Below are 24585 nucleotides of genomic sequence, written 5' to 3' on the forward strand. Positions count from 1 at the left end.
TAAAAAATCAGAAACAACTGTCGTAATTTATTTGGAAAAGATAAATTTGATTAACTTTGAAAGACAAACTACATGAAATTCATATAGTAGTAAAAAAGCAACTATAATGGTTAAGGAAAACTCAAACAAAACTGCGAATATTGAATCGATAAAGGTGCAAGAATTTGATTTGAATGAAATTGATTTGATTAAAAAATTCAAAGGTAAACCATTATTAATCATAATCTATAATAATCAATGTTTAGGCTGCACAGGAAGAGCTATTCCATTGGCTTATCAATATCAACAAGAATATGACAATCTTCAAGTGATAGGCATTCATACAAATTTTGGTACAAATCAGGTTACAGAAAATGATATAAAAAGCATTTTTACAAAAGATGAAATCCCCTTCCCTATTTATTTAGACAGTGGACATAAAGTATACGACCAATTCAATTCAGAGGGGACTCCTCAATGGATTTTGATTACGAGTGAAGGAGTTTTATATCGATCAATATTTGGTTCTCAAACAGGTTCTCAAAACAGGCTAATGTACGCACTTGAAGACCTTTGTTCATAGAATAAAGCAGATTTATTCTGAAATGAATTCTGCAATTACTAAATTGAAAAAAAGAGCGGTAACTGACGTTAACATTGCTTATAAGCCAAATCTTGAGCTTTCGGTAAAATGCGTAACAGTAGTAAAATAATTGGCTATTAATTCCAATTCTGCCATAAGTTAGACCATTAGCGACAATCAAAGACGATAACAACATGAAAAAAATACTAATTGCACTAGATGATGGACCAACTTCTAAAAAAGTTGCTTCAATGGTTTTGCAACTTGCACAACAACTAAATGCAGAGATTGCACGAATAAGCGTTGTTGACACAACAGATCTTATGATCAATGTCGGTATAACTCCTCGATAGTTAGGAGATTCTATACAAAAGTCAGCAAATGCTTATTGACAAGGTATTTAAAGACTATGAAGCATGGAATTTTGTAGAAAAAGGCAAACCAAATAATATTAAAAGTAGCTGAAGAGTGGGAAGCAGATATAATTGTTTGGGGACACATGTTAGAACTGGACTATCACATTTATTAATGGGTAGTGTTACTGAAAAAATAATGAGACATTCTACAAAACCATTATTTGTTATCGATGCTAAATAAAAACGAGAAATGGGAGAGTTACAAAACAAGGACAAAAATTTAGTTACTGAAATAATTAAACAACAAAATGCAAGAGAGCACCTAGCAAATGAACGGACTCTTTTAGCGTGGATAAGAACCAGTATCGGGATTATGGCTTTTGGTTTTGTAGTTGTGAAATTTTCTTTATTCATTAAACAAATTTCCCTTCTACTCGGTAATACGGCTAAACTTCCACAGCAAAACGGTTATTCTTCCATGATAGGAATATTGTTAGTTGCTGTAGGAGCAGTCGTCTTATTATTAGCATACATAAAATTTAAACAAACAGAAAAACAGTTGAATAATGAGGCATTTGAGGCATCTTCAAAACTTGTTTTTTCAATAACAATAATTATTCTTTCAATAAGCATTTTACTCATCTTATATTTGATTGATAATACAAACAGGTATTAGTAAGATTACTAAATCCAACAAGAAGTTGGTTACAAAAAAGCTATAAAATAATTTACACTTGGTAGCTGAGGAAGAAACAATTAGTACCCTTTTTGCACAATAAGGATTCTATTTTTTTCTTGACAAAAATGCTTAACTTAGCTTAAACAAAACTAACTAAGGCTTATGCAGTTGACATGTAACGTTTGCAAACAGTAAAAGCGGAATTATTATGAAACACTTAATTTATATGATACTTTTATTTTCTATAATGGCCCCAAAAGTAATTTTTGATTTTAACAAAAATTCAAATATTCAAGACTGGATGATTGTTGATGATGTCGTGATGGGAGGCGAATCAGCCAGTACTTTCAAATTAAATGCAGATGGTTTTGGTGTTTTCGAAGGCAATATATCATTAGATAACAATGGAGGATTCTCTTCTTTACGTTATCGATTTCCCAAAATAATAGTAAAAGACTACACGACCATTAGTATTAAACTTAAAGGCGATGGTAAAAATTATCAGTTTAGGATAAAATCTAATTCTGGAGATTATTATTCCTACATAGCGCCATTTTCTTCCTCAGGTGAATGGCAAGAATTAGAAATTCCACTAAAAGATATGTACCCTTCTTTCAGGGGGAAGATACTTGATCAGCCCAATTTTCACGAAGGTACTATTAACGAAATAGCTTTCTTGATAGGAAATAAAAAAGCAGAAAAATTTAAACTAATGATTGATAAAATAGAGTTGAAATAGAACTTCGAGGCACAGCGCGGCAAAACTCCTGTTGCTGTCGCTGCTGAGCGAATACCATACGTATTTTGTACCGTAGATCGTAAAATAAAAGCCGATAACTAATTAACTTTCGACTCTATCAATAAGATTTTCAAAAAGCAGCCCTCCCTTATACATTCCTTTTAAAACAGGATGAATTTCTTTCCCTAATTCTGTTAAACTATACTCTACTCTGGGCGGAACTTCAGGGAATACTTCCCTATGAATCAAACTATCTTGTTCTAACTCCTTCAGTTGTTTAGTCATCATACGCTCGCTAATATCTGGCATTAGCCTTACTAACTCACTGTATCTTTTAGTGCCACGAAAAAGATGCAAAATGATAGTGCCTTTTCTTTTTCCTTTAATTGAATTTATAAAAGTATCAATGGGACAATAACTTTTTTTCATTTTTTTTGCTTTGAATACCTAGTAAACACACAAAACAGCACAAAATGTTCGTAGGGAAAAAAATTGTAAGCTATTGTATATCAGTATATTTTTATCGAAATTTGTAACAAAAGTAATCAAATCATATAAGATATCAACTATGGAAACTAAATCAACATACAAAGCTTTTAGAGTGGAAGAAAATGAGGGAAACTACATTTCTACAATTAAAGAAATGCCATTTACGTCACTAGCTCAAGGCGAAGTACTTATCAGAGTACACTACAGCTCTTTGAACTATAAAGATGCTTTATCTGCAAGCGGAAATAAAGGCGTAACCAGAAATTATCCTCATACTCCAGGAATTGATGCTGTAGGAACGATTGTTTCTTCAGAGTCGAATAAGTTTCATGTCAAGGATAATGTTATTGTAACCAGTTATGATTTAGGAATGAATACCGATGGAGGATTTGCAGAGTATATCAAAGTACCTGAAGACTGGGCTGTAAAGCTACCTGAAAACCTAAGCATGAAAGAAGCAATGATTATTGGAACAGCAGGGTTAACAGCGGGTATTTCAGTATTGCGACTAAGTGAAAACGTTAAACCTGAAGATGGACCAATAGTTGTTTCTGGTGCTACTGGTGGCGTGGGGTCTTTAAGTATCGCTATTTTAAAAAAGCTAGGCTATAAAACCGCTGCAATAACAGGCAAAGAAACAGAACGTGACTATTTAATAAAAATTGGAGCAGACGAAGTTATTATGCGACAAGATTTTGAAGAAACAGAAAAAAAACCACTGTTAAAACCCGCTTTTGCCGGAGCTATTGATACTGTGGGTGGAGTTATCCTCGAAAATATTATAAAATCCATTAGTCCAATGGGCGTGGTTACTTGCTGTGGTAACGTAGCCTCTCCAAAACTTGATTTAACTGTGTTTCCTTTCATTTTAAGAGGAATATCGTTAATAGGTATTGACTCTCAAAATTATCCCATGACCTATCGAGAGAAAGTGTGGAGTAAATTATCAAATGAGTGGAAAATTGATAGCTTAACCGAAACTTGTACTGAGATAACTTTAAATGAATTACAGGAAAAAATTGATTTAATGCTTAAAGGGAAATTAAAAGGAAGAACTGTGGTTAAGTTGGATATTTAAAAATACGTCAGACGATACATGGTAAAAAAGAGTGTTGAATTAAATAAAAAAGAATATTTTTAGCAACTAAATTAAATAGTAGAAAGTTGCGCTTTAAAAAACGTAATTTTCACATTCTAAACTGTGAGCCGTCATTTAAACCCAGATACAATTTAATGAAATTTAGTATTCTAATTGTAGTATTTTCTTTTTTAACTTCTTGTCACGTATTAGCACAAACCAAAAAATATGCTGATTTAACGTCAAAGATCGATTCCATTATTGAGAATAATAGCTTTAATGGAGTTGTCCTTTTGACGAAGGATTCTACTGCGATATACTCCGTGGCTACTGGTTATTGTGATTTAGAGAAAAAAACGCCGCTTACGATCAATGATCAATTTGTCATTGGCTCAATAAGCAAACAAATAACTGCCGTATTAATATTGAGAGAATATGAAAAGGGAAAAATTGGGCTTGAAGACAAAATCAATCACTATCTAATCGATATTAAAGAACCTTGGTCAAAGGAAATCACTATTCATCAATTGCTAACGCATACTCATGGAATTGTAGCTTTAGATAAGCCATTAGAATTTAAACCAGGTTCTCAATTTCATTATTCACAATTAGGCTATGAATTACTTGCTCAAATTCTTGAAAAAGTAACTGCTAAAACATTCAAAAAACTAACAACAGAGTTCTTTAGCGAATATTTATTAAAAAACACCTTCCATCCTGATTATAAAAGGTATAAACATCTAGTAAAAGGATATGAGGAAAGTGAAAGTGGTGTTTTAGAATTTACGCCCAATAGTTTGTCTAATTATGCAGCAGCAGGTTCTTTTATCTCTAACGTTGCCGATTTGAATAAATGGAACCAACTTTTATACTCTGGAAAACTAGTCAAAAAAGAGACGTTGGAATTAATGGAAACAAAATATGCCACACGTATCCATCCTGTTTTTGATACAATTGAATATGGATATGGACTCCTCTTTAAAGATGGTGAACAAAATTTGGAAATTGGTGCTTTTGGTTATGCTCCAGGTTTTGTTTCTGCTTGTTATTTTTATCCTCAATCTAATATGAACTTAATCATTTTGGAAAACACAGGTAATAGTTTAGATGATTTCAAAAAAACATTCAAAGTACATACTGAAATAATGCAATTAGTAAAAAATCAAACGCTCAACAACGGCAATGAGTAATTTCCTATTCTCGTGTTCTATTTTTAAATTTCGAACGGACTTTTTATTTCCCCTTTTTTGCAATAGCAAAAAAAGTTAAGCAACAGAATAATAAAAAAAGAATACATGACTAATGAATTTCCAGTTATAAATTCAACACTTTCAGCAACTAAACTGGGAGAACTATTACAGCATAAATATAATTTAAGTAAAAATATCGAATGCAAACTTTTTAGAGCAGCAATGAATCACGTTTACATCGTTACTGATTGTAGTGAAAAATATGTTTTTCGGGTCTATACTTTCGATTGGAGGACAAAAAATGAAGTAGCTGAGGAACTAAGACTTCTCATCCATTTGAATGAAAATAAAGCACCTGTTTCCTTCCCCCTAGCTGATAATTTAAAGGAATACATTCAAGAGTTAAACGCACCAGAAGGAAAAAGATTTGGTGTCTTATTTTCGTTTGCAGAAGGTACGAAATCAGCAAGATTTACAGCTGAAACAAGTTTTTGCATTGGACATGCTTTAGCAAAAGTGCACAAAGCGTCAGAAAACTTTACCTTAAACCGAATAACTTATGACAATAAAGTTTTACTAATAGATTCCGTAAAACGAACACGTGCATTTTTTAAGAAAGAAACTGACGAGACGGTATTTTTAGAAAAAATGGCTGGTTTTCTACAAAATAAATTTAATAATGTAGAAAAGGAACAAATACGATTTGGCGCCGTCCACCTCGACGTATGGTTTGATAATATGCACTTTAATGAAGAAGATAAAGTAACCCTTTTTGATTTTGATTTCTGTGGTAATGGTTGGCTGTGTTTAGACATTTCCTACTTTCTATTTCAACTATTCTCAACAAATTTAAATGAGAATGATTACAAAATAAAAGCAGAAAGTTTTCTTGCAGGTTACGAAACTGTAACCGAAATTAATAAAGAGGAAAAACGACTTCTACCTCTCGCTTGTTTAGCAATTATGACTTACTATATCAGCATGCAATGTGACAGATATGATTATTGGACAAATATATTTTTAAATGAAGACCATTTAAAAAGAGTTGTAGGCAATTTAAAGCGATGGATTCTCTTTAATGAAATTGAAATCGAATAAGACCTGCTCCTAACAAAATCTATACTTAAAGATTGCAGTACCACTACTCTATTTTTTACCCCTATATTTTCCCTCCCAAAATGGAATCTTAATTACAATCAATTTATAGCCCTTGTTTACTATGTAAAACCTTCACCGTTTTTCAATTTAACATGTCTTTTAAATCTGAACTACATACTAGCTAACTATATCTATTCCTGAATATTATTCATAAAAAACCTAGTATGAAATCATCGTTTTGTCATGATTTGAAATAAAATAGCTATATATTAGCTAAGGCTTAAAAAATTGGTTTTGAGGAGTGTATTCCTATAGAAGTTCAATATCTTCTAAAAAAGAAATAAATTGAATTTCCCGCACCGATTAAGCGAATAAAATTAAATGAACAATTAAAATTTTTAGTATGGAAGGCTTAATAATGAATTATCCACTCACAACTACAACTATTCTTGAATATGGAAATAGCGTCTATCATCAAAAAAAAATAATAACTTATTTACCTGATGGAACACGACACGAGTATCGCTTTGGTGATATGTATAAACGATGTAAAAAGTTAGCTAATGCATTAACTCAAAAATTAGGAATCAATAAAGGCGACATGGTGGGTACTTTTGCATGGAATCATGCACCTCATGTAGAATTATACTATGGTATTTCAGGTATTGGAGCCATTTGCCATCCTATAAATATTAGATTAACCAGCCATCAAACAGAATTTATAATCAACAACTCTGAAGACAGGGTCATTTTTGTGGATGCTACTTTAGTTCCGCTACTAGAAAAAATTGCTCCTCTACTTGAAACTGTAGAGTGTTATGTCTTAATAAATGCCTCTAAAGATTTTAAAACCTCTTTACAAAACACAATACACTATGAAGATTTACTTGCAGAACAATCAGAAGAATATGAATGGCCCGCGTTAAACGAAAATGATGCTAGCGGAATGTGTTATACCAGCGGAACAACTGGTTTACCTAAGGGAGTTTTATATTCCCACAGATCTACGTATTTGCACGCTTCTAACATTATATCACCTAATGCGGGAAATTACAGTAGCCAAGACACCATTTTATTAGTGGTACCCCAATTTCATGTTATGGCTTGGGGATTTCCATATTTATGTCTCTTGTCTGGGTCAAATATGGTGCTACCGTCTTCTAATTTAAATCCAGAAGCTATTATTAAAATTCTAGAAGAAGAGAAAGTAACTAAAGCAAACGGAGTACCTACGATCTGGTTAGGGGTTTATCATGCCATGAAGGAAAACCCACCAAAAGAAAAGCTGGCACTTCAAGAATATATTGTAGGAGGTTCTGCCCTACCTAAAAGTCTTATTGAAGGTTTCGAAAAAGATTTTGGGATAAAAGGAGTTCAAGCATGGGGAATGACAGAAACATCTCCCTTAGGTACCGTTTCCAGGTTACAACCAAAGCATGCTCAACTTTCAGAAAACGAAAAGCTGGACATTCGTGCCAAACAAGGTACTGCATTTCCAGGTGTGGAAATAAGGATTATGACCGACGAAGGCACTTTGGCTCCCGCAGACGGTAAGACTATGGGAGAATTACAAATAAAAGGGGCATGGGTTATCAATTCCTATTTTAAAACGAATAATCTCGATGGTTTTACTGAAGATGGTTGGTTTAAAACAGGTGATGTCAGTACAATCGATGCAGATGGTTATATGGAAATTAAAGACCGTACAAAAGACCTTATAAAAAGTGGTGGCGAATGGATTTCAAGTGTTGCCTTAGAATCGGCATTAATGTCACATGTTAAAATTAAAGAAGCTGCGGTTATTGCAATACCAGACGAAAAATGGGTAGAAAAACCTTTGGCCTCTATAGTCTTGATAAATCCAGAAGACAGAGTCTCAGACGAAGAATTAATTGAGTTTTTAGCAAGGGAGTTTGTAAAATATCAAATCCCTAAAGATTATGTATATTTAGCTGAAGTGCCAAAAACAAGCGTTGGTAAATTTGACAAAAAAGAGATTAGAAGACTTTTTGCTGAGGGGAAACTTATATAAACAAACAGCGGTTAATTAGAATAAACGATTAATGGCAGCCCGCAACAATTAAGTACTTATAGAAGCCGTTGCTGTTTATGGCACGCTACTACAGAATCTGATTGGTGTATGCCAGTCGGATTTTTTATTTCTTGTTCTTTTGGGCGTAACCTCACTTCCACTCCGTTGCACCTCGGTCGGGCTATTTGTTGCAATCTTTTTTCTTTATTCCGCTAGTCGCTTCATAAATTAAAAAAGGATTTCCACTTCTATCCCTTACGCACAACCTGCATCTGTTAAACGATTTATATAATTTCAGTTCTATATTAGCTTTTTAAAGAAATCTGGTATTTATCAGACTTCTTTATAAATTATACCCCATTTTAAAATCGAAAAATAAATTGAAAATATCAAACGAGATTACAAAACAACTTGGAACTTTTATTGCAGAAGATTAAAAAGGTACCATTTCCCTCGTGTTATAAGAAATGATAGCTTCAGGTTTAGAATAGTAAAAACCAAATAAAAACTAATGCCAACAGCTTAATAGTCTAGGGACTTGAAAAACCAACACCCTCACGATAGCGAACGCACTAAACAATGAATACTTAGTTAAACTACCACTTCGGATTTATAAACATAACTGTCTTACTTGCAACTCTATGTAGGTATACTAAAATGACACATAAGGAATTAAAGTTTTGTTTTTTTTCATCAGTGTAAATGGTTTTTAATTATTTTTACAAAAGTACTGTGTTTGAGACAATACAGTAATGAAGGTTTAGTCGAACATCAGTAGCGCTATACAAAAGGCTTTAGTCAAATTGCAATAGCACAAGCAAGAATAAGTGCAATAGAAAATACATAGTCAGGATTCCTTGTAGATAGCGAAGCGGCCAAACTTTATTTATTATTTCAAAACAACCTGAAAAATCAATTAATCAAATTAACTCCTATGAAAAAAATTAAATTAGTAATTGGCTTTACATTATTTCTAGCAATGGCTTCTTGTGCTTTACAACCAATAGCGTCAGAATATACTTTTATTAAAACTGATTTAGCAAAAGTTGAATTAGACAAATTAGGTGATGGAAATATTCTAATCTATAATGGTGCAACTCTTATGCATAAATTAGATAATACAGCAAGATTAAATATTTGGATTGATAATAAAGCGTTAGGACAAATAAGACCTACTGAATATGTAATTATTAACGTTAAAAAAGGACAACACCATTTTAAAGTTGTTCATGTGGATGTTGTAAATATGAAAAGTGAACACGACGTAAATATCGACACAGATACCAAAGTCATCAAAATTAAACCAACAGTAACATCTAATAAATTAGAAGTAACTAATGAATTTCCTTCGAATTTCGAGAAATTAAAATACGCTCAAAAAAGATAAATTAAAAAATACGATCGTTATATCAAATAATAGATTGAAAAGCAATTAGATTTTAAGAGCACTATTAATACTGGTGCCGATTAGCTAATTGGCAACTTTAATCCATACCTCAATCCTATAAAATTACCCGTAACAGGATTTTATGAAATAACTAAGTTTCTATCTATACCTCCTAATAAAAAAATCGCTAAAAATAGAAATGAAGCAAGAAAAAGCAGAGATACCTCTACGTATATTAAATTGATAGATTTTGGCTTAAAGTAAGTTTATAGTAATAATACAAGAAAAAAAGCATTACTTACTCTCTTTTAATTTTACGTTTTGTTTAATTAATTGTTAAAAATAATGAACAAATAGTATAAATGCTTATCTTTGAATATCTTAATTAATTTTAAACTAAAAAAAGTAACTATGAAATTAGCAAAAACAATTAGTGCATTCGTATTAGTGGGAGTAATCACTGCTTCTTGTGGTCAAAAAAAAGAAGCTGAGTCTGTAGAGGTTGTTGACTCAACTTCAGTAGCAATGGACACGCCTGTAGTTGTTGAAACACCAAACATTGTAGGTGTAGCAGCTGCAAATGCAGATTTCTCGACGCTTGTAACAGCAGTAAAAGCAGCAGGATTAGTAGAAACATTAAGCGGAGAAGGTCCATTTACAGTTTTTGCACCAAATGACGCTGCATTTGCAAAACTACCAGCAGGGACCGTAGAAGGCTTACTGAAACCAGAAAATGTAGATAAGCTGAAAGCAGTGTTGACGTATCATGTTGTAGCAGGAAAATTTGACGCTGCAACAGTAATTGATGCAATTAACAAAAATAATGGAAAATACAGTGTTACAACTGTTCAAGGAGGGACTATTGTTCTAAGCTTGAAGGACGGAAAAGTGATGTTGACAGATGCAAATGGTGGAACTGCAACAGTGGTTCTTGCTGATGTAGCTGCTTCAAATGGAGTTATTCATGCAATTGATACCGTGGTTATGCCAAAATAAGGTTTTAACTTCTTATTTTAAAAACCGTTGCAGTATTGTAACGGTTTTTTTATGCATACTCACGAACAAAAGTTTAATATCACTCACAAAAATTCTAGACACAACTAACTTGACGGTATATAGTAAACACCACAATAGAAGACTGGATAATATCTTATATCGGGTAGATTTTAAATAATGGGCAAATACAGGTTGAAAGAACCAAGATGTAAAGCTTAAAATTTTATTTTAAAATTTGTGTCGCTCGTATACTTGCCATTCCTTTTTATAGCGCTATAATCAATGTCAATAAGAACGTTTAAAAAATCCTTACAAAAAAACCCTCAACATATTACTATACTGATACTTACGCCCTATTTCTATTATTACAAACCCCGTGATTTAGAGTTGGGCCATTCCTAAACCATCATGCGCTTCTTAGATGCTAAATTGATTAGAGATTATTTTTTGAAGATATTTAAATTTTTGAAGTTTTTAAAATACACTAATCCAATTCCAGCTTTAATTTAGTGATTAATGTACTGGTTTTACCACGTAAGGTTTTGACGTTATTTAATTGAATTTGGGTTTGTAATATGCGATCAATAATACTATTTTGGTATTCTTTATTGGCAAGTAAACCTATATAATCAGATTTAGTTCCCATTTTTTTTATTCTTTCATATTTTAATTTTCCATCAGGGAACTTATCTGCTAATGAGATATAATTTACTAAAACAGGCTTAATCCGATTAGTAACTATGGCTTGTATTTTCTCATTTTGTTCTTTATACAGCAAAATTTTATTTGGGTACAAAATAATCAAATCCTTTAAATCGTTTTTTTCGATAAATTCGAATTTCGTAGTACTAACAATCGAATTTATTGAATTGTCTAATAGATTCACGTCTTTATCAAATAAATTGATAATGGTGTCTTTTGCTCCCTGTGTTATTTCACTTGGATTTTTACCAACATAATTTAAAGTGTTTTCTAAATAAGTTATTTTTTGAGGGTACTCATCAATTAAACCATCTAGTAAACGCAAGTTTGTATGCAATTCCTCGTTTAAATTAGCGTAGATTTTCTTTTGTACTATGTTATTTTTTCGAATATCATTTAACTCATTTATTTTCCATGCGATTGATATACCAATTACAATAAGCACTATTTCGCCTAAAGCATAAACCAGATACGACTTGAACTTTCCTAAGGCGATTAAATTCCTTCTTAACTTACGGAACAATTTCATCTATAATTTTTTATTAAAAGAAGTTGAACCTTCATTAAATTTATACTCTAGTAAACTACTGTAAATCGCTTTACATGAATACCATAAACTAAAAAGTATGAAAGATTATATATTTAGGGAATTTGAATTTATAAAGTCTAAAAACTTACTCTTATATTGATCTGCAATTGTAATACGTTGATTATTTATTACGATTTGACTACGCTCAACAACCTCAATATTTTTTAGAGCCACAATAAAAGAACGATGCACTCTCATAAATTGAGTTTCAGGTAATTCTTCTTGCAAAGATTTTAAACTCATAAGTGTTAATATAGGTTTTGGATTATCTTTTAACCATATCTTTATGTAATCTTTAAGACCTTCAAAATAAAGGACATCTGCTAATTTAATCCGCAATTGTTTGTATTCAGATTTTACGAATAGAAATTCTTTTTCTACTGGAAGTTCATTGTGCTGTTTTCCCTTTACGAGTTCAAACCAAGTATTGGCTTTATTCGATGCAGCTAAAAATTCAGCATAATCAAACGGTTTTAATAAATAATCTAAAGCCTCTACTTTAAATCCTTCTAATGCATATTGATCAAAAGCAGTGGTGAAAATTATGCGGGTTTCTTTAGGTAGCATTTTAGAAAATTCAATCCCTGACAAATCAGGCATTTGAATATCTAAAAACAATAAATCTACTGGAGTTGTTTTTAAAAACTCCAGCGCTTCAATAGCACTACTGCACTTTTTTTTAAGCACTAAAAAAGGGGTTTTATCAACATAACTTTCGACTAAATTAAGAGCCATGGGTTCATCATCTACAATAACACAGCTAATTTTTAAGTTGCTCATAATTTACGTTGTTTTCTATTTTTATTTCACTGTATATCTAACAATTACTTCATTATCTAATATTACATTAGTTGACCAAATAAACTTAGCATCATTTGCAGTAGTATCAAAAATATCAGTAAAATTAGTATACGAAGGTTTATTATCAACTCCTATAGTTTGATTTGAAAATTCTGTCGAATTAGGCCATTCACTGTCATCAAATGCTGCAGTTTGCCAATCTGAAGGTGTTTTCCAATGTAAAGCATAATAAGTTGTTCCATCATCAGAATCTTCTGTATTACAATTTTCGCTTAATCTTAAAGTCCCTTTTTCAGTAGCACAAGATAAATCTTTTAGAGGAGCCGTATAGAATGTTTGTGCTTTCCAATTTGAATTAGTTGTGGCAATGATTTCATTTTTAGCATCTTTAAAAACCGCAACCATTCCACCATCACCTGGATGAAATGCTTTTCCCCTATTATTCTCAGAACCTAAACCACTATTTTCTTCCCAATCGACTAATTTCATGGCAATTGTAAAAGGTTTTTTTACCTTAAAACGGACAATGTTAGAATTAAATTCTGTAAAAGGTACATTATCTTTTCCTACTGGAGTACCATTAATGTACATTTCAAAATAGTTATCGGCAAATACAAAAGCGGTTATGATTTCTCCATCAGCATCAATTTCGACTATGTCTGATCCGTCCAAAGCTTTTAGTGCTTCATCAGCTGACTTAAATTCCACTTTAGTACAAGGATTGTATAAATCAGATGCAAATGGAAAATCAGTATTCGAAAAATTCACTTCTGCCGGAACAGTCCAAACGCTACCATCAAGTGCCGTAGCTTTTCCAATAGGTGCTTTACGACCACGATCACATTCAAATATGTTTTTTGTTAGTATTTCAGCAGGTCCTTGAGATACATTTGCCGTACCTTTATATTGTTCTATATTCGTTTGAACTGCTTTCGTTCCATTCTTGCAAGCAGCAAGAGAAAGAAGCGCCAAAATAAGTACTGGAGTTATCTTTTGTATATTTTTCATATCGTAAATTATTTAGTATCTATAAATGTCAAAGTTGTTCTGTCAATAATTTTTGTTTTACCAATAGCGTTCATAAATACATTGTAATCAACCTCTACAGAGTGATGCGTAGGTAAAGAACTAGGCGTTTCGGCTAAGGCATAAAGCGCAATAATATAGGTGTGTTTGCCTTTTCCTTGTGAACACGGAGAAGTATAGGATATAGCATTGCCGTCTTTGTTAGCGCCCATATACCAAGTACCGCTTTTTGCCATTTTGTACGGAATCTCAGTAATTTCCGGACTAATATTCCATAACAGTAAATAAGAATTTATTTCAGTTTTATCGTCTTTTTTAGGATAATGATACATGACAACAGCTAGCGATTTAGTGCCCTCGGGAACATTTTTCCAAGATAAAGGTATTGAATTTTCTACACCATTTACCTTCTCTTCACATTTAAAAGCATCTAATAAAATGCCATGATCTACCGCACTACTAGATAGAGTGAAATTAGGATGTATGGTTTTGAAATCATCATGATTTACTTTAGTCAAATCTGTCCTATTATTTTTACAAGAAAAAACAGAGAGGATTAAAAGTGGTACTATAAATTTTATTATTCTCATTATTTTCTGGGTTTGTATTTTTCTATTGTTGAGGTACCATCTGGATTTATAAATTCATAGGTATAATTGTTTGAGCTGTCCCATTTATATTTTATGATGTAATCCTCCGAATTTAAGCGGTAAGTTAAAGCATACGAATTAGTACCTAAGGATTTAAAATCAGTTATTTCAGCTCCTCTTAAAGGTCTTAAGGCAGGTCTAAGTTCATGTGTTCTTGGTTGTGGTAAAACTTGATTTTCAGGAGCTTTTGTATTTGGGTCTAAGTTCACTTCACCTCTCATGCCAGCAATAAAATAAGGATACTCTTTAATAGTGTGGTACTCATAAGAACCATTAGCATTCATTTTACCTAAATATTCATCTAATTTTTCAGTTGTTTCACCATATACTGGAAAGCCATCGACAGCATAAGCAATGGGATTTCCTGCTCCAACTTGTTTTTGTAAATGCACAGGAGGCAAATGATAATGATAGTCATCCGCGCGGCCACAATGTCCGCCCCATTTGTCTAATTCACCAATGGCATTTGCATCTTCACCTCTGTTATTTAAAGGGTTAAAAATCGGGATTCCATTTACAGCAACTGCAATGGCACCTTTGAGTAAATTGGTTTTTGTAGATAGCGGATTTGCAGCCATTTTTGGATGCAACGGTATTGCCCAACTATTTTCGCCAGTATAGTTTTGATTAATTGGCACTTGTTGTTGCCAATTTGTTATTCCTACCATCATCTCATGATTAGGCAAACCATTGGATGAAATATATAGATAGTTATTATCTGAATGAGTTGTAACTCCCTCAAATTTTTCAAAAAAAGATTGCATCAAGGAAACATTATTTGAAGGAACGTTTAGAGTGGTCGTTTTAATGGAACTACCATTTTTGCACGAAACGAATAAAATCAAGCAAGCACCAATAAAACCATACGATAAATGAATTATTTTTTTTAGTTTAATCAATTGAATAATGGAGAGTAACAGCAGGATAGAACCTAAAAGTATCAGTGCCCATTTTGAATATGAAATTGTATCCAAGTCTGTGTTTTTTGTATTATTCAAAGAATAAATTAATTCGGTTCTAGTCTGGATATATTTTTGGTCTTCATTAGAAAAATCTGAAATGAGATAGGCTTTAATATTATGATTGCCGTCCAGAAGCCAAACTTTATTATTTTCATATTTTATAAAGTCTGCACTTATTTGTTCATTTGTAGAAGTTACTTTCCATGTTTTTAGTGAGACTCCATGTCCACCTTCATGCGCAAAGAGATTACTATTTATTAGAAAAAAAGCTACAATTAAAATTAAATTTTTCATATATCATATTTTAATATTTCTGTTTTCAATCTGTTTTTTCTAAATTTTGAATTGTTTATTATTAAGAAGTTTCTATTTCTAAAGTTACTAAAAAATAATTATTCTTTATTGTAATATCAAAAATATGTTTGTTAGGATAAAGTAATTCTAGTCGTTTCTTTAAATTTGGTAACCCAATACCAGAACCACTTTTATCATCTGTTCTTTTAGGAAAATTATCATTTTCAATTATAAATAATACTTTCTTATTTTCTATAGTCATATTTATAGAAATCTGACTTTCTTTGCTAGCGGAAACTCCATGTTTAAAAGCATTTTCTATTAACGATATGAATAACAATGGGGCTAATTGAATTCCTGTTTCTTTTGTGGGAAAATTATAATTTACAATTATTTTATCTGAAACGCGCAACTTCATTAAATCGATAAACCTTTTCATAAAATCGATTTCTTTAGAAAGTGGCACCAGCTCCATATTTGTTTCATACAACATATAACGCATTAGTTTGCTCAAGCTATGAATTGTTTTTTTAGCTTGCTCAGGAGAAGTGTCTACAAGAGAATAAATATTATTCAATGAATTAAAAAAGAAATGTGGCTGTAACTGATAATGCAAATGCTGCAACTCTGATTCTAATTTAATATTAGCTGCTTCTTTACTTTCAGCTTCTTTTTTTGTTAATCTATTAGTCGTTTTTACCGCTACAGAGAAAAGAACTGAAGCTAAGTACGGTAACATTTGCATATAAATAAATAATTGAAAAGGCGGCCCCCCTTCCCCGTCCTTGTTCACTGGCTTATCCCGTATAAGCTCTTGAAAAAAAGCAATTTCGTTTTGCTCTTTTAAAAATATAAAAGCCACAATTAATAAAACGTTGATACTAATAAACTCTATGTTTTTTTTAGCAAACAGAAATCGATTAATTAAAAGGAAATAGTTTGTATAAAAAATTATCGCATAAAATACTAATGGAACCCAAAAATGTGCTATAATTCTATTGACACCTTCTTGTTGTGATGTCAATAGATATGGCATGCTAAACAGAAATATCCAAACTAGCAAATGCGAAGCGATTGTTATTTTTTTATTATTTTTCATAATTGTTTACTCGTAACGTAAAGCGGTTATTGGGTCTAAAGCTGCTGCTTTTTTTGCAGGATACCATCCAAAGAATATTCCGGTTACAGCACATACTATGAATGAAATTACTATTGAATACAAAGCAACACTTGTGGGCCAATTTAAGAATTTTTCGATAAAAACAGTAGCACCAAGTCCTAACATTACTCCTAAGACTCCTCCTGTTATGCTTATTAGTATAGCTTCAATTAAAAATTGCATTAAAATATCAGACCCTCTTGCCCCTACTGCCATTCGTAAACCAATTTCTTTAGTACGTTCTTTTACCGAAACATACATAATATTCATTATTCCGATACCACCAATTAACAATGAAATACTAGCTATTGCGACTAAAAGCACCGTTAGCATTTCACTTGTAGAACTAAAGGTCGAAATCAATTCTTCCATAGAACGTACATTAAAATCGTCTTCTGCGGTTTCTTCTAAGTTGTGTTGAGAACGCATAATTTCGCTTACTTGAATCACAGCTTGAGGAGCCTCTTCTTCACTCACAGCGGAGGCAACAATAGATTCCAAAAAATTTATTGCTAAAATTCTTTTTTGTACGGTTGTATAAGGTGCAATAACTACGTCATCTTGATCTTGTCCAAAAGTATTTTCTCCTTTTTCTTCTAATACTCCTATGACTGTAAACGGAATATTATTGAAACGAATCATCTGTCCAATTGGATCTTGACCATTTGGAAATATATTATCTACAACCGTTTGACCAATCAAAGCTACTTTAGAAGCAGACTGCACTTCGGCATCTGTGAACATACTCCCGCTTTGTAATTCTGTTATTTTAATTTCTAAATAATCTTGATTCACACCGTAAATTGTAGACGGCCAGTTATTCGATCCGTTTATAACTTGACCACCCCCGTTTACCAAAGGAGAGATATAGGTCAATAAGGTAGCTTCTTTTTTTAGGGCTAAATAGTCTTTTAGTTTTAGAGTCTCCATAGCACTACGTTCTTGTCGCACTCCTCCACGTACATCAGTTCCGGGTCTAATGGTAATCATATTGGACCCCATACTTGAAATAGTCGAACGTATACTTTCTTTTGAACCTTCACCAATAGCCAACATTGCAATTACTGAGGCGACTCCAATAATTATTCCTAACATAGTAAGCAAAGTCCTTGTTTTATTTAGAACAATAGCTTTAGTAGCGATTTTTAGTAAATTTAATAGTCTCATAATTAATCGTCTTGTTTAGGTAATTTTGCAAGTTGCTCAGCAGCAGATTGTATATTTTCATTTTTATAATCTTGCGTAATATGCCCGTCTTTTAATACAATTGTTCTACCACTAAATGTAGCAATGTCTGGTTCGTGTGTTACAAAAGCAATCGTAATCCCTTGTTTGTTTAGATCTTGAAACAAGGTCATAATTTCATAAGATGTCCTTGTATCCAAATTTCCTGTTGCTTCATCTGCAAGTATCATAACCGGATTATTAACCAACGATCTTGCAATAGCTACACGTTGTTGCTGTCCCCCCGAAAGTTGCGAAGGGGTATGATCCATTCGATCTGCTAAACCAACCATCTCTAAGGCTTTAATGGCTCTTTTTCTGCGTTCATCAGTAGAAACCTTACTGTTGTATAAAAGTGGTAATTCTACATTTTCAATAGCAGATGTTCTAGCCAATAAATTATAGGATTGAAAAATAAATCCAATCTTTTCATTTCTTATAGTTGCCAGCTGATCTCTACTGAGGTCCTTTACTTTGACACCATCAATTTCATATATTCCTGATGTAGGTTGATCTAAACAGCCTAAAATATTTAGCAACGTACTTTTACCAGAACCACTAGACCCCATTATGGTAACAAATTCGCCTTCATTTATGGTAAACGAAATGCCTCTCAACGCATGAACCGTTTCGGTTCCCATAATAAACTCTCGTTTTAAATCTTCTATTTTAATAATTTCTTTACTCATGATGATTTACTTATTTTTTACCAGCTCCTGGTGGTTTTTGCATAAAAGGACTTTCACTTGCGCCTTGTTTTGCTACTTTTTCTGTCGTTTCTTTTAGGCTATATACTAGTTTATCTCCTTTACTGATACCGCTTAAAACTTGTACATTTACGCCATCACTGGCACCCAAGCTAACTGTTTTTGGACTTAAGGAACTATCAGAATTCAACACCCAAACTGTACTAGCGTTATCTGCTTGTTTGGTTGTGCTTATAGGTAAATTATGCTGTGCATTGTAACTTGATAACACCGCATCTTCGGGCTTAAAATTAACAGCTTTAGCTTCAATACTTAACACATCCTTAAGTTCTAATGTGTAAATTGAAATGGTCGCTGTTAATCCTGGTTTTAATTTTAAATCTGGATTATCAGCTTTAATAACCACCGTATAGGTTACTACATTTGATGTTACTGTAGGATCTAAACGAACTTGTGTTACAACTCCATCAAAAACTTTACCTATGTAAGCATCTACAGTAAACTCAACACGTTGTCCTTCTTTTACTTGACCTATATCTGCTTCATCTACATCTGCTTCTACTTGCATTTCTTTTAAATCTTTTGCAATGGTAAATAAGGTTGGTGTACTTAAACTTGCTGCTACTGTTTGTCCTTCATCAATAGCTCTAGACAATATAACGCCATCAATTGGCGAATAAATATTGGCATAGCTTAAATTTGTTTTTGCTTTTTGTAAGTCTGATAAACGTTGCGTTACCGTACCTTTTGCCGTTTGATAGTTATATTGGGCATCATCAAAATCTGATTTGCTAATCACCTGATTGTCAAACAAAGTTTTTAGTCTGTCATAAATAGTTTTGGTGTAAAACCTTTGGCTCACCGCATTATCATAAGCTGCCTGCGCTAGTGATAAAGAGGAATTAAGATTTGTTTTATCTAACTCTGCAATTAGCTGACCTGCTTTTACTACACTGTTGTAATCCACGTAGATTTTTTCTACCACTCCAGAAACCTGTGTCCCCACCTCTACTTGTATAATAGGTTCAACGGTTCCAGTTGCAGTTACCCTTGTGGTTACATTTTCAGTTTTTGCCTCAACAGTTTTTGCTTCGATAAGCACATTATCATCGGTTTTAAAAATGGTGTACCCAATACCAATCAAAATTACTAATGCGATACCTGCTATGATTATTTTCTTTTTATTCATTTTTTTAATATTAAAGTTTGATGTCGTTTCCTTGATAGAATTGCAATAGTTGATAGTATAAAATATTTAAATATTTGGCCTGTAAATAATTCTGTTCTGCATTTGTAAATGTGTTTTGGCTAATCACTAAATCTGTAGTACTTAGCGCTCCCAATTCATATTTTTTTTGCGCCAGCTTATACGACTGGGTAGCGGCTTCTTTTGAAGCCGTTGCAGCAACAACCTGTTCTTGTGCTGAAATAGCATTTTGATAAGCTGTTTCAACTTTTTTATACACTTCTTTAACAACAGTTTGCTTTTGAATTTCTGCTTTTTCGATATTACTTGATGCAGTTTGTACAGCAGCTTTTGTTTGGTTTCTATTAAAAATGGGAACACTTAGTGACAAACCTATTTTTTGATTAAAATTCAAGTTCAATTGATCTGTGAAATTACTATCATTAATACTCGTATACCCAGAACCTATACTACTTGCAAGTGATAATGTGGGCAAGTAACCTCCTTTTGCAATGTCTAATTCCTTTTTATTTACTGCAATATTTGTATTGCTTGAACTTATTTCTGGCAAATAATTCAAAGCTTTATTGTAAATATCCATTTTATCAAATCCTGCACTCATTAAAGAATTACTTTGATCTGAAATTTCAAAATCTTCTGTCGGACGCAATTCTAATAACTGTTTTAATGTTATTAAATATTGTTGGTACGTGTTTTTGGACGTAATCAAATTATATTTATTTGTCGCTGATTGACTTTGTGCTTCGGTATAATCATTTAAAGCAATCGATCCCGCATCAAATCTTGATTTTGCTCGTAGCACTTCTTTTTCTGAAGCAGCCAAATTATTTTCGGCAATTACAATCCCCTCTTTATTATACAAGGCTTGCAAATATGTTTGAAGAATGCTAATCACAATATTGTTTTTAGCTTCTTCTTCTAAAAAAGTATTTTGCTCAACAACTAATTTATTTTGCTTGATACGATTATTAATTTGGTTTCCTTGAAACAGCGTCATTGAGCTGTTAATCCCTAAATTAGTATTGTAAATTTGATCCGTGACATAACTACTTGTAATAGGATCAATGGCATTCCCATTAGAGAAATTTTGAGAGGCACTACCAAATAAATTAGGCAAACGCGATGATTTTGCTTTACTATAATCAACCTCTGCAATACTTGTATTCAAAGAAGCTTCCTTTATTGTTATATTGTTTTCTAGAGCATAAGTGATGCAATCCTGTAAAGACCATACTTTCTCGCTTGGCTTTTCTTGAGCAAAACTAAATTCTAAAAAGAAAAGGCTAATCACTAAAATATATACTTTCATTTTATAAATGTTTAATTTTTATAAAACAAAGGTCAAACTAATTCCATCGTTAATAAATCGAAATAGAAGTTTGCCTAAAGTTCCTATAAGATTTGTATGATTTCATAGACGAAAAATCAGTCAAGGAACAAGCATATATAACTACTTCTAATTTACAATGCTTGCTTTTGTAGATTACCTATAATGAATAAGAAAGAAAACGAAGCGTTTTTATCTAGGCAACTCCTAAAAAAGAATTTGGAGAACTTGAATACTGTCTTACTCCTCATAAATATAATTGCTAAACCAGCTATAGCCAAGGCACTCAACTCTCGTGCTAAAAGGGCACATTATTCAAGATAATGACAATCATCTAAATAATATTAAAACACTGAAAAACAATATATTGTACGGTTATAAAAAATAAAAAAACCTTTTGATAGTTTATGTTCTTTTATTTTTACCTTAGCTAGTGTAATAATTTATAACTCGTGGCATTTATTCTAGTATAACGTTACCGAAAAAATTATGAAAAAACTTTTCCTTATAATTATAACCTCTTTGACATTCATTTCTTGCACGATACAAAAAGACTTTTATCAAAATGGAAAGCTAAAAGCTCAAGGAAAAATTACCAATGAAATAAAAAATGGAAAATGGAAACATTTCTATGATAACGGAAATCTATTTCAAATAGGAAAATACTCGAATGGAGAGAAAACTGGCAAATGGGAAATATTTCAAGAGAATGGTAATCGGGAAGCTATTGGAACTTTCATAGAGGGCAAGAAGCATGGAATATGGAAATCATATCATACTAATGGTACAATTTATACAGAAACAGAATGGGATAATGGAAAGTTAACTAGCATCATATCTCGTTACGATGAAGAAGGTCACAAAGTTGATAAAGATACTTTTACCAATGAAAATGAAGCAATGAACTTATATGATATTGACAGAAATTTAAATTTTATTATTCACGGAATTGATAATAAAATACCACAAGAATATTTGAATTTTAAAGAGAAATATGGAATTGGGCTGATCATAGAGAATTGCGCAATCGACCCTTTTTCCTTTAGAAGAGCGTCTAAAAATAATCAGATGATTTCAGAATATTTAAATAAAAAATATGGAGCGAAATGGCAGGATGAATTACCAATCAAACCTTACGGAATTAAATAAAAAACTTTAGACATAACTGTATAAAATAGTTAGATGAAGCACCTTATGGATTCTCTTAAATTTGTGCTGATAAATCGGCTTAAAAAACAAAATAAAACCACCAAATAATTCGCAGAAACAGAAAAATAGAAACTTATTTTCATTTGTAATTCCACTTTGAATCTCATTTTAAGCTATTTACGACATTTGCAGTACACATAAACAATAAATTTCATAACTTAGTTTGTTATCTAGCGGAGAACACTTTCTTGCAAAAGTGATAGCTGTAGTCCTAAATATAAATTATAGTTTTCTATTCATTATCACCTATAAAAATAGGTAAATGGAAGAAAATTCCGAACACAAAATAATTAGTATGGTGAAAATTGATGCCACTGCGCTTGAATATTAAGCCATAGTAAAACTAGATAATATAACGTCCTTTTAATTGTACCTTGTTATCCCTTGTCAATCCTAATAGTCATCAAAGTCTTTGTTTAACTTACTTTTTAATCTAACTGTCTTCTATCCAAAATTAATTTAATATGAAAGATTTACAACAATTACTAGATGAAGTAACTCGTTTAACTTCGAATATTAATACTAATTATCCTGATTTATATAAATTCCTGAGTGAAAACCCCATAACTATCCCTTCCTATTTGGACCCTCAAATTACTAAACAGGTCATGACTGATTACCTAGATTCCTTAAAGAATCTATTGCACAACCATATAGAAAGTCACAAAAAAAAGAATGCCAGCTTTAATGTAATCTCTCTTAAACCTTTTGACATAGCAGTATTTTCAGAAGCAATCAGAGAACGTACAATCAAACGACTCGAATCTGTTCCTCAGGATTTTATTAATTGGAGATTGAACAATACTTCTCTGAGTTTTGGGCATATCGCTCAACACCTTATTAATGCTGATGAATTATTTATAAAAATGGTACAGTCTTCTACAGACCTATACATTTGGGTACTTGGTACCGAAGAGTCACATCCAATTCTTGAGCGTCATGAGTATGAAGAAAAAATCATCCATCTCAAACATTTGCAAAAGCAACGAGCAAATTTAATTTTGACCTTAACGGAGAAGGAACTGACCAAAACAATCCATAGTGATGACGGAGAAGAAATGATATTGGCATGGTTTATTCTGGAAAAGATAATCGAACATGAAGTATACCATCGCGGGCAAATTTCAGCCTATTTAAAAGTCATTAAAGGGGAGCTTTGAAATATGATTAGTACGCTTAAACAGTTTATTAATTGTAATCTTCACTCAATATATTCTATCGTCACGTCAATATTAATTTGGGGCCAAAATGTTTTTAAAATATTTACCCCCGCTACCACGCAAAAAGATTCGCGCGATAGCGGGGGATCTTTTATAATTAGCACCGACAAATAAATCAGGTGCATAATTAAAAAAGGGAAATTACTCTCCCCTTATTTCTTTATTATTTGTCAACGCAGTCAACAGCGTCAAATTTATATTTTACACTCTCAAAATCGATAGGCTCACCTTTAACAAAATGAGAAGCTCCCAAAGTAATTTGTATTTTTCCGTCCCCTAAAATAAGCTGATCTCCACGTTTTAAAAATGCCATTGGATTTTTATATGTTTTTTCTTTATATCCACCTTGGATAAACGTATAACTGGCAAATAAGGTGTCACCACGAAATTCTCCGGAGATTTCACCAACCTTTTTGGGCATATTAGAAATTGCCATCTCCATATTACCCGTTATATCTCCATTTTTGAAAGTATTAATTTTTAAATCAAGCGTGTCTTCTTCATAAAATGCTCTATAGCACTGTACGTTTACTATCTCTACAGCTTCCTTAGCTTTAATGAGTTTTTCACTTTGATTATTTTTACAACTTACGAGTCCAATACAAGTCAACAGCAAACAGAAAAGGCCTAGGTTTTTCATAATAGTTTCTTTTAGTTAATAATTTTGGCAGTAGCCAATGCTAATTTACGCATAATTAATGTGTAATAATAAAGATTTGATATAAAATTTCAAGTGTAATTATCCTAATAAAATAGAATTATTGGCACTTCTCTAAATTAATTGAAAGGAAATTTATTAGTCATCATTGTACTTATTTTATATTGTAAAAACTATTTCTACCCTGACACGAATAATTAGTAGCGCTCGAAAAAGTTTCTGTAGAAAAGTCAAAACAATATTT

General features: G+C 32.1%; 25 protein-coding genes. 13 read left to right on the top strand and 12 right to left on the bottom strand.

Annotated elements, in window-relative coordinates:
- Window positions 1-106 precede the first annotated feature (106 nt).
- From QO200_RS05035 to QO200_RS05055, 5 genes are all read left to right on the top strand, one after another.
- Window positions 107-562, top strand: a complete 456-nt coding sequence (locus tag QO200_RS05035; RefSeq protein ID WP_371537159.1) for a TlpA family protein disulfide reductase — start codon at window positions 107-109, stop codon at window positions 560-562.
- 194 nt (window positions 563-756) lie between these two features.
- Window positions 757-915, top strand: coding sequence for a universal stress protein (locus QO200_RS05040; protein WP_371537161.1), 159 nt, complete (start codon window positions 757-759; stop codon window positions 913-915).
- Window positions 916-1090: 175 nt separating this feature from the next.
- Window positions 1091-1159: a hypothetical protein gene (locus QO200_RS05045; protein WP_371537391.1), complete on the top strand. Its 69-nt coding sequence runs from the start codon at window positions 1091-1093 to the stop codon at window positions 1157-1159.
- Window positions 1160-1168: 9 nt separating this feature from the next.
- Window positions 1169-1594: a YidH family protein gene (locus QO200_RS05050; RefSeq protein WP_371537162.1), complete on the top strand. Its 426-nt coding sequence runs from the start codon at window positions 1169-1171 to the stop codon at window positions 1592-1594.
- Between the two features lie 211 nt (window positions 1595-1805).
- The gene (locus QO200_RS05055; protein ID WP_371537163.1) at window positions 1806-2336 is read left to right on the top strand and encodes a CIA30 family protein; all 531 of its coding nucleotides are present in this window, start codon (window positions 1806-1808) and stop codon (window positions 2334-2336) included.
- 102 nt (window positions 2337-2438) lie between these two features.
- On the opposite strand, the gene QO200_RS05060 is transcribed toward QO200_RS05055, so the two are convergent.
- On the bottom strand, window positions 2439-2765 hold the full coding sequence (locus QO200_RS05060) for a winged helix-turn-helix transcriptional regulator (protein WP_371537165.1): 327 nt from the start codon (window positions 2763-2765) through the stop codon (window positions 2439-2441).
- Between the two features lie 139 nt (window positions 2766-2904).
- Between QO200_RS05060 and QO200_RS05065 the strand changes: the two genes are divergently transcribed.
- The 6 genes from QO200_RS05065 (at window position 2905) to QO200_RS05090 (ending at window position 10606) form a co-directional block, all read left to right on the top strand.
- Window positions 2905-3903: a YhdH/YhfP family quinone oxidoreductase gene (locus QO200_RS05065; RefSeq protein ID WP_371537167.1), complete on the top strand. Its 999-nt coding sequence runs from the start codon at window positions 2905-2907 to the stop codon at window positions 3901-3903.
- Window positions 3904-4058: 155 nt separating this feature from the next.
- On the top strand, window positions 4059-5093 hold the full coding sequence (locus tag QO200_RS05070; protein ID WP_371537170.1) for a serine hydrolase domain-containing protein: 1035 nt from the start codon (window positions 4059-4061) through the stop codon (window positions 5091-5093).
- Window positions 5094-5198: 105 nt separating this feature from the next.
- Window positions 5199-6191 carry a phosphotransferase gene (locus QO200_RS05075; protein WP_371537172.1) on the top strand — a complete coding sequence of 331 codons (993 nt, stop codon included), beginning with the start codon at window positions 5199-5201 and terminating at the stop codon, window positions 6189-6191.
- Window positions 6192-6594: 403 nt separating this feature from the next.
- Window positions 6595-8223 (top strand): long-chain fatty acid--CoA ligase, encoded by a 1629-nt coding sequence (locus QO200_RS05080; RefSeq protein ID WP_371537175.1) that lies wholly within the window; start codon window positions 6595-6597, stop codon window positions 8221-8223.
- 934 nt (window positions 8224-9157) lie between these two features.
- Window positions 9158-9610 carry a hypothetical protein gene (locus QO200_RS05085; protein ID WP_371537178.1) on the top strand — a complete coding sequence of 151 codons (453 nt, stop codon included), beginning with the start codon at window positions 9158-9160 and terminating at the stop codon, window positions 9608-9610.
- 411 nt (window positions 9611-10021) lie between these two features.
- The gene (locus QO200_RS05090) at window positions 10022-10606 is read left to right on the top strand and encodes a fasciclin domain-containing protein (RefSeq protein ID WP_371537180.1); all 585 of its coding nucleotides are present in this window, start codon (window positions 10022-10024) and stop codon (window positions 10604-10606) included.
- A gap of 484 nt (window positions 10607-11090) precedes the next feature.
- Here the strand turns inward: QO200_RS05090 and QO200_RS05095 are convergent, their stop codons facing one another.
- The 10 genes from QO200_RS05095 to QO200_RS05140 form a co-directional block, all read right to left on the bottom strand.
- Window positions 11091-11837: a hypothetical protein gene (locus tag QO200_RS05095; protein WP_371537183.1), complete on the bottom strand. Its 747-nt coding sequence runs from the start codon at window positions 11835-11837 to the stop codon at window positions 11091-11093.
- Between the two features lie 105 nt (window positions 11838-11942).
- Window positions 11943-12677 (bottom strand): LytR/AlgR family response regulator transcription factor, encoded by a 735-nt coding sequence (locus QO200_RS05100; protein ID WP_371537186.1) that lies wholly within the window; start codon window positions 12675-12677, stop codon window positions 11943-11945.
- Between the two features lie 21 nt (window positions 12678-12698).
- A complete protein-coding gene (locus QO200_RS05105; protein WP_371537188.1) occupies window positions 12699-13706 on the bottom strand; it encodes a hypothetical protein in 1008 nt (335 codons plus the stop codon).
- An 8-nt stretch (window positions 13707-13714) separates the two neighbouring features.
- Entirely contained in the window at window positions 13715-14314 is a 600-nt protein-coding gene (locus QO200_RS05110; RefSeq protein ID WP_371537191.1) for a YbhB/YbcL family Raf kinase inhibitor-like protein, read from the bottom strand.
- Window positions 14314-15630 (bottom strand): YHYH protein, encoded by a 1317-nt coding sequence (locus QO200_RS05115; protein WP_371537194.1) that lies wholly within the window; start codon window positions 15628-15630, stop codon window positions 14314-14316. Before QO200_RS05115 ends, QO200_RS05110 begins: the two co-directional genes overlap by 1 nt.
- A 61-nt stretch (window positions 15631-15691) precedes the next feature.
- Window positions 15692-16729 carry a sensor histidine kinase gene (locus QO200_RS05120; RefSeq protein WP_371537196.1) on the bottom strand — a complete coding sequence of 346 codons (1038 nt, stop codon included), beginning with the start codon at window positions 16727-16729 and terminating at the stop codon, window positions 15692-15694.
- A gap of 6 nt (window positions 16730-16735) precedes the next feature.
- Window positions 16736-17956, bottom strand: a complete 1221-nt coding sequence (locus tag QO200_RS05125) for an ABC transporter permease (RefSeq protein WP_371537198.1) — start codon at window positions 17954-17956, stop codon at window positions 16736-16738.
- A gap of 2 nt (window positions 17957-17958) precedes the next feature.
- Window positions 17959-18702, bottom strand: coding sequence for an ABC transporter ATP-binding protein (locus tag QO200_RS05130; protein WP_371537202.1), 744 nt, complete (start codon window positions 18700-18702; stop codon window positions 17959-17961).
- 10 nt (window positions 18703-18712) lie between these two features.
- Window positions 18713-19909, bottom strand: a complete 1197-nt coding sequence (locus QO200_RS05135) for an efflux RND transporter periplasmic adaptor subunit (RefSeq protein ID WP_371537205.1) — start codon at window positions 19907-19909, stop codon at window positions 18713-18715.
- Window positions 19910-19919: 10 nt separating this feature from the next.
- On the bottom strand, window positions 19920-21236 hold the full coding sequence (locus tag QO200_RS05140; RefSeq protein WP_371537207.1) for a TolC family protein: 1317 nt from the start codon (window positions 21234-21236) through the stop codon (window positions 19920-19922).
- A gap of 507 nt (window positions 21237-21743) precedes the next feature.
- On the opposite strand from QO200_RS05140, the gene QO200_RS05145 reads away from it, so the two are divergent.
- Window positions 21744-22403, top strand: a complete 660-nt coding sequence (locus tag QO200_RS05145) for a toxin-antitoxin system YwqK family antitoxin (RefSeq protein WP_371537209.1) — start codon at window positions 21744-21746, stop codon at window positions 22401-22403.
- Between the two features lie 524 nt (window positions 22404-22927).
- Entirely contained in the window at window positions 22928-23623 is a 696-nt protein-coding gene (locus QO200_RS05150; RefSeq protein ID WP_371537212.1) for a DinB family protein, read from the top strand.
- A gap of 223 nt (window positions 23624-23846) precedes the next feature.
- Here QO200_RS05150 and QO200_RS05155 read toward each other — a convergent pair whose 3' ends face one another.
- Window positions 23847-24323 (bottom strand): hypothetical protein, encoded by a 477-nt coding sequence (locus tag QO200_RS05155; RefSeq protein ID WP_371537214.1) that lies wholly within the window; start codon window positions 24321-24323, stop codon window positions 23847-23849.
- Between the last annotated feature and the right edge of the window lie 262 nt (window positions 24324-24585).

Source organism: Flavobacterium sp. Arc3 (genome assembly GCF_041431375.1).
Classification (GTDB): Bacteria; Bacteroidota; Bacteroidia; order Flavobacteriales; family Flavobacteriaceae; genus Flavobacterium.